Annotated in this window: 13 protein-coding genes; all 13 read right to left on the reverse strand. The window is 40.9% G+C overall.

Annotated features, from left to right (window positions below; all coding sequences use genetic code 11):
* Nucleotides 1-192: 192 nt before the first annotated feature.
* Nucleotides 193-1,530, reverse strand: a complete 1,338-nt coding sequence (locus PCY17_RS04255) for a PFL family protein (RefSeq protein ID WP_065371531.1) — start codon at nucleotides 1,528-1,530, stop codon at nucleotides 193-195.
* Between the two features lie 9 nt (nucleotides 1,531-1,539).
* Complete coding sequence (locus PCY17_RS04260; protein WP_065371530.1) at nucleotides 1,540-1,806, reverse strand: ACT domain-containing protein; 267 nt, start codon at nucleotides 1,804-1,806, stop codon at nucleotides 1,540-1,542.
* A gap of 263 nt (nucleotides 1,807-2,069) precedes the next feature.
* Complete coding sequence (rplQ, locus tag PCY17_RS04265) at nucleotides 2,070-2,456, reverse strand: 50S ribosomal protein L17 (RefSeq protein WP_000331493.1); 387 nt, start codon at nucleotides 2,454-2,456, stop codon at nucleotides 2,070-2,072.
* An 11-nt stretch (nucleotides 2,457-2,467) separates the two neighbouring features.
* Nucleotides 2,468-3,403, reverse strand: a complete 936-nt coding sequence (locus PCY17_RS04270; RefSeq protein ID WP_000568993.1) for a DNA-directed RNA polymerase subunit alpha — start codon at nucleotides 3,401-3,403, stop codon at nucleotides 2,468-2,470.
* A gap of 42 nt (nucleotides 3,404-3,445) precedes the next feature.
* Entirely contained in the window at nucleotides 3,446-3,829 is a 384-nt protein-coding gene (gene rpsK / locus PCY17_RS04275; protein WP_001118385.1) for a 30S ribosomal protein S11, read from the reverse strand.
* A 17-nt stretch (nucleotides 3,830-3,846) separates the two neighbouring features.
* The gene (rpsM, locus tag PCY17_RS04280) at nucleotides 3,847-4,212 is read right to left on the reverse strand and encodes a 30S ribosomal protein S13 (protein WP_000090781.1); all 366 of its coding nucleotides are present in this window, start codon (nucleotides 4,210-4,212) and stop codon (nucleotides 3,847-3,849) included.
* Between the two features lie 17 nt (nucleotides 4,213-4,229).
* Nucleotides 4,230-4,346, reverse strand: coding sequence for a 50S ribosomal protein L36 (rpmJ, locus tag PCY17_RS04285; protein WP_001808836.1), 117 nt, complete (start codon nucleotides 4,344-4,346; stop codon nucleotides 4,230-4,232).
* Nucleotides 4,347-4,370: 24 nt separating this feature from the next.
* A complete protein-coding gene (infA, locus tag PCY17_RS04290) occupies nucleotides 4,371-4,589 on the reverse strand; it encodes a translation initiation factor IF-1 (protein WP_001029883.1) in 219 nt (72 codons plus the stop codon).
* Nucleotides 4,590-4,705: 116 nt separating this feature from the next.
* On the reverse strand, nucleotides 4,706-5,344 hold the full coding sequence (locus tag PCY17_RS04295; RefSeq protein ID WP_001050433.1) for an adenylate kinase: 639 nt from the start codon (nucleotides 5,342-5,344) through the stop codon (nucleotides 4,706-4,708).
* Between the two features lie 145 nt (nucleotides 5,345-5,489).
* Entirely contained in the window at nucleotides 5,490-6,800 is a 1,311-nt protein-coding gene (gene secY, locus PCY17_RS04300) for a preprotein translocase subunit SecY (protein WP_000465385.1), read from the reverse strand.
* Between the two features lie 12 nt (nucleotides 6,801-6,812).
* Nucleotides 6,813-7,253 (reverse strand): 50S ribosomal protein L15, encoded by a 441-nt coding sequence (rplO, locus tag PCY17_RS04305; RefSeq protein WP_000766089.1) that lies wholly within the window; start codon nucleotides 7,251-7,253, stop codon nucleotides 6,813-6,815.
* 144 nt (nucleotides 7,254-7,397) lie between these two features.
* A complete protein-coding gene (rpmD, locus tag PCY17_RS04310) occupies nucleotides 7,398-7,580 on the reverse strand; it encodes a 50S ribosomal protein L30 (RefSeq protein ID WP_000057241.1) in 183 nt (60 codons plus the stop codon).
* A gap of 13 nt (nucleotides 7,581-7,593) precedes the next feature.
* Entirely contained in the window at nucleotides 7,594-8,088 is a 495-nt protein-coding gene (rpsE, locus tag PCY17_RS04315; protein WP_000874204.1) for a 30S ribosomal protein S5, read from the reverse strand.
* Between the last annotated feature and the right edge of the window lie 32 nt (nucleotides 8,089-8,120).

Raw genomic sequence — 8,120 nt, forward strand, 5'->3', positions numbered from 1 at the left:
ATATTCGGCTTTCAAAAGCAAAGCCAACATTTGTAAATTATCCAAAAGAAAAGCTACCCTCATGGTAGCTTCCCTAGGAGATTATTATGAAAAAGTTTAGGATTTCTATTAAACAAAGTTAGGAGGTCTTCATTTAATGATTATAGTATACACATCCATCCTTAAAAACAACTTAAATCATCTCACTTTTTCTCAATTTTTAAAACTATGGATTGGAGCTGGGATTTGCCCACCGCGAGAGATGAAATCAACAGACGAAGCCCCGTTGACTTTCATCACTGGAGCTGTCCCTAGCAAGCCACCAAACTCAATCATATCGCCTTCTTTGCCTTTTGGAATAATACGAACAGCTGTCGTTTTCATGTTAATAACACCGATTGCCGCCTCATCTGCAATCATAGCTGCAATGGTTTCAGCAGGCGTATCTTCCGGAATGGCAATCATATCCAGTCCAACTGAACAGATAGCCGTCATGGCTTCTAGTTTCTCTAAATTCAGAGAGCCATCTTGCACCGCAGCAATCATCCCCTCATCTTCAGAAACGGGGATAAAAGCACCTGACAAGCCACCGACTTGGTTACAAGCCATCACTCCGCCCTTCTTAACTTGGTCATTCAAAAGAGCGAGGGCAGCCGTTGTCCCATGCGTACCAACTGTTTCTAGGCCCATTTCCTCAAGGACACGAGCCACAGAATCACCAACTGCAGGAGTAGGTGCCAAGCTTAGGTCGACAATTCCAAAGTCAACACCAAGGCGTTCACTCGCCATTTGTCCAACCAGCTGACCGATACGAGTAATCTTAAAGGCTGTTTTCTTGACTGTTTCCGCTACTACATCAAAGCTCTCTCCACGAACCTTTTCCAAGGCACGCTTGACCACACCAGGACCCGAAACCCCGACATTGATGATAACATCTGCTTCGCCAACACCATGAAAGGCCCCTGCCATAAAAGGATTGTCCTCAACAGCGTTAGCAAATACGACCAATTTGGCCGCACCCATATCTGATAAGTTCGCTGTTTCCTTGATGATACGTCCCATATCAGCGACCGCAGTCATGTTGATACCTGACTTAGTTGAGCCAATGTTAACAGACGAACAAACCTTGTCTGTCTCAGCTAGAGCGCGTGGGATAGAATTGATGAGAATTTCATCTCCTTTTTGGTAGCCTTTTTGTACCAAGGCAGAGAATCCACCGATAAAGTCAACACCAATCTCCTTGGCAGCCTTGTCAAGTGCCTTTGCCAAAACAAGATAGTCTGTCGCATCAGTCGCAGCACCAATCAATGAAATCGGAGTCACCGATACCCGTTTATTAACAATAGGAATCCCAAGTTCTGCAGCAATTTCATCTCCTACAGCCACTAAATTTGCAGCTTTAGTGGTGATTTTTTGGTAAATCTTTTCAGCAGCACGATTGATATCTGGATCAATACAGTCCAAAAGGGAAATCCCCATGGTGATGGTTCTTATATCGAAGTTCTGCTCCTCGATCATGGCAATGGTTTCTGTAACTTGTCTAATATCCATGATAACCTCCTAGATATTATACATAGCGTCAAAAATCGCCGCACTTTGAATATTGATTTTGACATTCAAGGTCTGACCGAAAGTTTCAAACTCATTTCGTAGATAAGTGAAATCCTGTTTTTCGTCACTAGAAACGACCGCCATCATAGTAAAGTATTCATCCAACACCGTCTGAGAAATATCGTCAATATTCAAACCCAAGTCTGCAATCTTAGTAGACACGCCTGCAACGATCCCAGCCTTGTCCTTACCAACCACTGTAATAATAGCCTTCATCCTTATACCCCATTTCGACGATTTTTAGAAAACCTGAACGTTTTTGATTTTCTTTTTTCCTAGTATAGCATATTTCCATAGAAAATACTAAAAAACGCCTGCTTACGAAGTTGTTCTTAAGAAAAAAACAATTTCGTAAACAAGCGTCTACCCTATCAAATGATGATGAGTGTTCCCGCTAGGACCGAAGTCCCAGCGGTAGACCAGAGCTAGACTAAGAGCACAAGACTCCATCATCATAACACTCAACAAAATTGATGATTTTATACTAATTCGATGATCGCCATTGGCGCAGCATCACCACGACGTGGTTCAGTTTTAAGGATACGAGTGTATCCACCGTTACGTTCAGCATAACGAGGTGCGATTTCTGAGAACAATTTTTGAAGTGCTGTAGTAGAAGTGTACTTATCAGTTGCTTCATCATAGTTTTCAGATGCGATTTCATTACGTACGAAAGCAGCTGCTTGACGACGTGCATGCAAATCACCACGTTTACCTAGAGTAATCATTTTTTCAACAGTTTTACGGATTTCTTTAGCACGAGCTTCAGTTGTCACGATTGATTCGTTGATCAAAAGGTCAGTTGTCAAATCGCGAAGCATTGCTTTACGTTGTGAGCTAGTGCGTCCTAGTTTACGGTAAGCCATGTATTCCTCCTTTATTTATCTTTTAATCCAAGACCCAAGTCAATGAGTTTGAGTTTCACTTCTTCCAAACTCTTGCGTCCAAGATTTCGTACTTTCATCATCTCTGCTTCAGATTTTTCTGTCAAATCATGCACAGTATTGATACCGGCACGTTTCAAACAGTTGTATGAACGCACAGACAAGTCCAGTTCCTCAATCGTACGATCCAAAATACGATCGTCAGATTCAGTATCAGCTTCTTTCATCACTTCAGTTGACTTAGCAATCTCAGTAAGATTTGTAAACAAATCAAGATGTTCTGTCAAGATACGTGCTGAAAGCCCTAAAGCATCTTCTGGAATAATTGTTCCATTAGTCAAGATTTCAAGGGTTAATTTGTCAAATCCATCATTGCTACCTACACGAGCAGGCTCTACTTGATAGTTGACTTTTGTAACTGGTGTATAAATAGAATCTACAGCAAGTGTTCCAACTGGTGCATTATCTTTTTTGTTTTCATCAGCAGGTACATATCCACGACCACTGTTAACAGTCATTGTCGCTTTTAGAGAAGAACCTTCACCGATTGTAAAGAGATAATGATCTGGATTTACAATCTCAATATCACTGTCAGTCAAAATGTCTCCAGCTGTAATTTCAGCAGGACCTTCAACGTCCAGTTCAATGATTTTTTCGTCTTCAACGTATGATTTCACTGCAATCCCTTTAATGTTCAGAATGATTTGCATCACGTCTTCACGAACACCTGGAACTGTGTCGAACTCATGCAAGACACCTTCAATGTTGATAGATGTCACTGCTGCTCCTGGTAGAGAAGCTAGTAGTACACGACGAAGAGAGTTACCAAGAGTTGTACCGTAGCCACGTTCAAGTGGTTCGATTACAAACTTGCCATAATCTTTATTTTCATCAATTTTTGTTATATTTGGTTTTTCAAACTCAATCATTTAGTTACTCCCTCTTAAACGAAAAGCAGTGTAATGCGATGATTATACACGGCGACGTTTTGGAGGACGAGCACCATTGTGTGGCACTGGAGTCACATCACGAATTGCTGTTACTTCAAGACCAGCGGCAGCAAGCGCACGAATAGCTGACTCACGACCAGAACCTGGACCTTTTACAGTAACTTCAACTGATTTAAGACCGTGTTCTTGTGCAGATTTAGCAGCAGCTTCAGAAGCCATTTGAGCAGCGAATGGTGTAGATTTACGAGAACCTTTGAAACCAAGAGCACCAGCTGATGACCAAGCAATTGCATTACCATGCACATCAGTAATCATAACAATAGTGTTATTAAATGTAGCGTGAATATGAGCAATACCAGATTCGATATTCTTTTTCACACGACGTTTACGTGTTGGTTTAGCCAAGACTTTTACCTCCTATATTATTTTTTCTTACCAGCAATCGCAACAGCTTTACCTTTACGAGTGCGAGCGTTGTTTTTAGTGTTTTGTCCACGGACAGGAAGTCCACGACGGTGACGAATACCACGGTAAGAACCGATTTCCATCAAACGTTTGATGTTCAAGTTTACTTCACGACGAAGGTCACCTTCAACTTTGATTGCATCCACTTCACGACGGATAGCATCCTCTTGATCTGATGTAAGGTCACGTACACGAACATCTTCTGAGATTCCAGCAGCAGCCAAAATTTTCTTAGATGTTGCAAGTCCGATACCATAAACGTAAGTCAATGAGATTACTACGCGTTTGTCATTTGGAATGTCAACTCCAGCAATACGAGCCATTTTTTCTCCTTTCTATCTTATCCTTGACGTTGTTTGTGTTTTGGATTTGCTGGGCAAATTACCATAACACGACCATTACGACGAATTACTTTACAGTATTCGCAAATTGGTTTGACCGATGGTCTTACTTTCATTTCTTATCCCTCCAAGTTTTTCGATTATTTAAAGCGGTAAGTGATACGTCCACGTGTCAAGTCATATGGACTCATCTCGACAGTAACACGATCTCCCGCTAAAATACGAATATAGTTTTTACGAATTTTACCAGAAACTGTTGCTAAAATCTGATGTCCATTTTCAAGTTCAACCGTAAACATTGCGTTAGGCATTGTATCGACTACTTTGCCTTCAACTTCAATCACATCGTCTTTTGCCACGCAAAAGCACCTCCATAAATTTCGATTCGATGCCTCTGAAAACAGAGACAACAATTATAAGTCAGACTATCTCAGTATAACATTTGTAGCGATTTTTTGCAAGTGTGAAAAACGCTTTATTTCAAATTTGTCAATACTTTTTCGATGTCTTTGAACACATCATTGATATCTTGATTTCCTTCGATATCGTGGACCAATCCTTTGGCACGGTAGTGAGCAATGATTGGTTCACCTTGGGCGATATTCACATCCAAACGACGCTTCACTGTCTCAGGTTTATCATCTTCACGTTGGTAATAATCTTCCTCTTTATAGTCAACTGGTGGGTTGAAAACTTTGTGGAAGGTTTCACCTGTTTCGCGGTGGATGATACGACCACTCAAACGTTCCAAGAGACAATCTGGGTTCACTTCGATATTGATCACGCCTTCTAGTTCGATACCAAGTTCCGCCAATGTTTTGTCCAAGGCATGAGCTTGTTCAATCGTACGTGGGTAACCATCCAACAAGAAACCTGTTTCTTTGATGTCGTCCTGAGAAAGGCGTTCTTTAACAATTCCATTTGTAACTTCATCCGGAACCAACTCACCTTTGTCAATATATGACTTGGCAAGTACACCCATTTCAGTTTGATTAGCCATAGCAGCACGGAACATATCTCCAGTTGAAATGTGTGCCACGTGGAATTGCTCCACAATTTTAGCTGCTTGCGTTCCCTTACCTGCTCCAGGTAAGCCCATAATCAAAAGATTCATGATAGGATCTCCTTATTTTGTATTTAAATAGAAGCAGAAATTCGTTTCAACCCCTATTTAAAAACAAAATAGAAGAGGGGAGACGAAAATCTCTCTGATAGATAGACCTTCATACTCCACTCTCTAAGCAAAAATAATTTTGCTTTTATTCTGTTTTATCCATGAAACCAACATACTTACGTTTCAATAGGTAACCTTCAAGTTGTTTGATTCCTTCGATACCGGTTGAGATAATGATCAAAAGACTAGTTCCCCCAAAAGCAACAGCTTCTGAAAGACCAAAGACATCTTTTGCCACAATCGGCAAGATTGAAATCACACCAAGGAAGATTGATCCGACAGTCGCAAGGCGACGAAGAAGTTTCGACATGAACTCTTCAGTTCCCTTACCAGGACGGACACCATGAATGTAGGCTCCACTCTTTTGCAAGTTTTCTGCTGCTTTCTCTGGATTGATCTGTACAAATGTATAGAAGAATGTAAAGAGAATGATCAACAAGGCATACATAGCAACACCTGTCGGAGATGTTGTAGATAACATTTCCTGTGCTGTACGTACCCAAGCCCAATCATGACCTGTAGCACTCAAAAACTGAAGAATGGCTGCAGGTGCTGCTGTAATGGAACTTGCAAAGATAACTGGGATAACCCCCGCTGGGTTTACCTTCAATGGAAGGTATGAGCTTGATGGGGCTCCTTGAGCAACTTTTGTATATTGGATTGGAATTTTATATTCTGCCTGTTGAACAAAGGTTGTAAAGTAAACAATCAACAAGACAGCGATAATCAAAATAACGACAAAGATAATAGATGAAGTCAAACGGCTACTTGGAATATTGACGAAGTAGTCAACATAGATGCCTTTAATCATCTCAGGAATTGAAGCAACAATACCTGCAAAGATGATCATAGAAACACCGTTACCGTATCCCTTATCTGTAATTTGTTCCCCGAGCCAAGTTACAATCATACTACCTGCTGTGAGGATAATACCGATAGTAACAAAGACTTGTGGTGTTAACGCTGTCGTTAATAATTTTGCTCCAGATAGAGTGTTAAATCCTGCTGTAATCCCGATAGATTGAACAAATGCAAGCACAAGTGCAATATAACGAGTAGCTTGGTTTAGTTTTCTCCGTCCTACTTCCCCTTGTTTACCCCATTCTACAAACTTCGGTAAAATATCCATTTGTAGCAATTGAACAACGATTGAAGCAGTGATATACGGACTTACCCCGAGTGCAAAAACGGAGAAGTTCTTCATGGCATTCCCTGAAACAAGACTAAGCATGTTCAAGAAAGATAAACCACTGAGAGCTTCTAAACTTTTTGCATTCACACCTGGAACAGTGATACTTGTCCCAATACGGAAAACAAGAATGATAAAAATCGTAAAGAGAATTTTTGATCGAACTTGTTTAACCTTGAGCGCTTCTTTTAGTAATTTAAAAAACATGGGTCACCTCTCTTAGATGACTTCTACAGAACCACCTTTAGCAGTGATAGCTTCCTCAGCTGATTTAGAGAATTTAGCTGCTTTCACAGTCAATTTCTTAGTCAACTCACCGTTACCAAGAATTTTAACTCCTGATTTTTCAGCTTTCACAATTCCTGCTTCGATAAGTACAACTGGAGTTACTTCTGCACCGTCTTCAAAGACGTTCAATTGGTCAAGGTTTACAATTGCGTATTCTTTAGCGTTGATGTTAGTGAATCCACGTTTTGGAAGACGACGGAACAATGGAGTTTGTCCACCTTCAAAACCGAGGCGAACTCCGCCACCGCTACGAGCTTTTTGACCTTTTTGACCGCGACCAGATGTTTTACCGTTACCTGATGAAGTACCACGACCAACACGGTTACGTACTTTACGAGAACCTTCTGCAGGTTTCAATTCATGAAGTTTCATTATTATTTTCTCCTCTTTTGTAAAATGCTAGCGCCGATAAGAGAGAAAAGGTTGTCTCCCTTATCAACTCGCCTATACATTGTCATCTTAGATGACTATACCTAGTTTTAGGGGATGAGTATTGCCACATCCCCTAAAAATTCATTAGTTTACTTCTTCAACTGTTACCAAGTGAGATACTGCAGTAATCATACCACGGATAGCAGCGTTGTCTTCTTTGATAACAGAGCTGTTCAATTTGCCAAGTCCAAGTGCTACAACAGTTTTACGTTGTGATGGAATGCGTCCGATTGGAGACTTAGTCAAAGTAATTTTAATTTGAGCCATTTTATCCCCTTTCTTATGCCAAATCAGAAACTGAAATACCACGAAGGGCAGCAACTTCTTCAGCGCGTTTCAATTGTTTCAAACCTTCAACAGTTGCGCGAACAATGTTGATTGGAGTGTTAGAACCAAGTGATTTAGATGTAATATCTGCCACACCTGCCAATTCCACAACGGCACGAACTGCACCACCAGCGGCAACTCCAGAACCTTCTACAGCAGGTTTCAACAATACTTTAGCTCCACCGAATTCTGAAAGAACTTCGTGTGGGATTGTTGTCCCAACCATAGGAACTTCAATCAAGTTTTTCTTAGCATCTTCTACTGCTTTGCGGATTGCTTCTGGAACTTCTTGAGCTTTACCAGTACCAAATCCTACGCGACCGTTGTGGTCACCAACAACAACAAGAGCTGCGAAACGAAGACGACGTCCACCTTTAACAACTTTTGTAACACGGTTGACAGCAACTACGCGTTCTTCTAATTCAACTGCATTGTCTTTAAATGCCATTTTCTAGTGTCCTCCTATTAGAATTTCAATCC

This window comes from Streptococcus sp. SO2, from assembly GCF_030440025.1.

Coding starts and splice junctions, on each gene's coding strand:
- PCY17_RS04255 (WP_065371531.1), bottom strand. CDS start 1,530: ATGGATATTAGACAAGTTACAGAAACCATTGCCATGATCGAGGAGCAG.
- PCY17_RS04260 (WP_065371530.1), bottom strand. CDS start 1,806: ATGAAGGCTATTATTACAGTGGTTGGTAAGGACAAGGCTGGGATCGTT.
- rplQ (WP_000331493.1), bottom strand. CDS start 2,456: ATGGCTTACCGTAAACTAGGACGCACTAGCTCACAACGTAAAGCAATG.
- PCY17_RS04270 (WP_000568993.1), bottom strand. CDS start 3,403: ATGATTGAGTTTGAAAAACCAAATATAACAAAAATTGATGAAAATAAA.
- rpsM (WP_000090781.1), bottom strand. CDS start 4,212: ATGGCTCGTATTGCTGGAGTTGACATTCCAAATGACAAACGCGTAGTA.
- rpmJ (WP_001808836.1), bottom strand. CDS start 4,346: ATGAAAGTAAGACCATCGGTCAAACCAATTTGCGAATACTGTAAAGTA.
- PCY17_RS04295 (WP_001050433.1), bottom strand. CDS start 5,344: ATGAATCTTTTGATTATGGGCTTACCTGGAGCAGGTAAGGGAACGCAA.
- secY (WP_000465385.1), bottom strand. CDS start 6,800: ATGTTTTTTAAATTACTAAAAGAAGCGCTCAAGGTTAAACAAGTTCGA.
- rplO (WP_000766089.1), bottom strand. CDS start 7,253: ATGAAACTTCATGAATTGAAACCTGCAGAAGGTTCTCGTAAAGTACGT.
- rpmD (WP_000057241.1), bottom strand. CDS start 7,580: ATGGCTCAAATTAAAATTACTTTGACTAAGTCTCCAATCGGACGCATT.
- rpsE (WP_000874204.1), bottom strand. CDS start 8,088: ATGGCATTTAAAGACAATGCAGTTGAATTAGAAGAACGCGTAGTTGCT.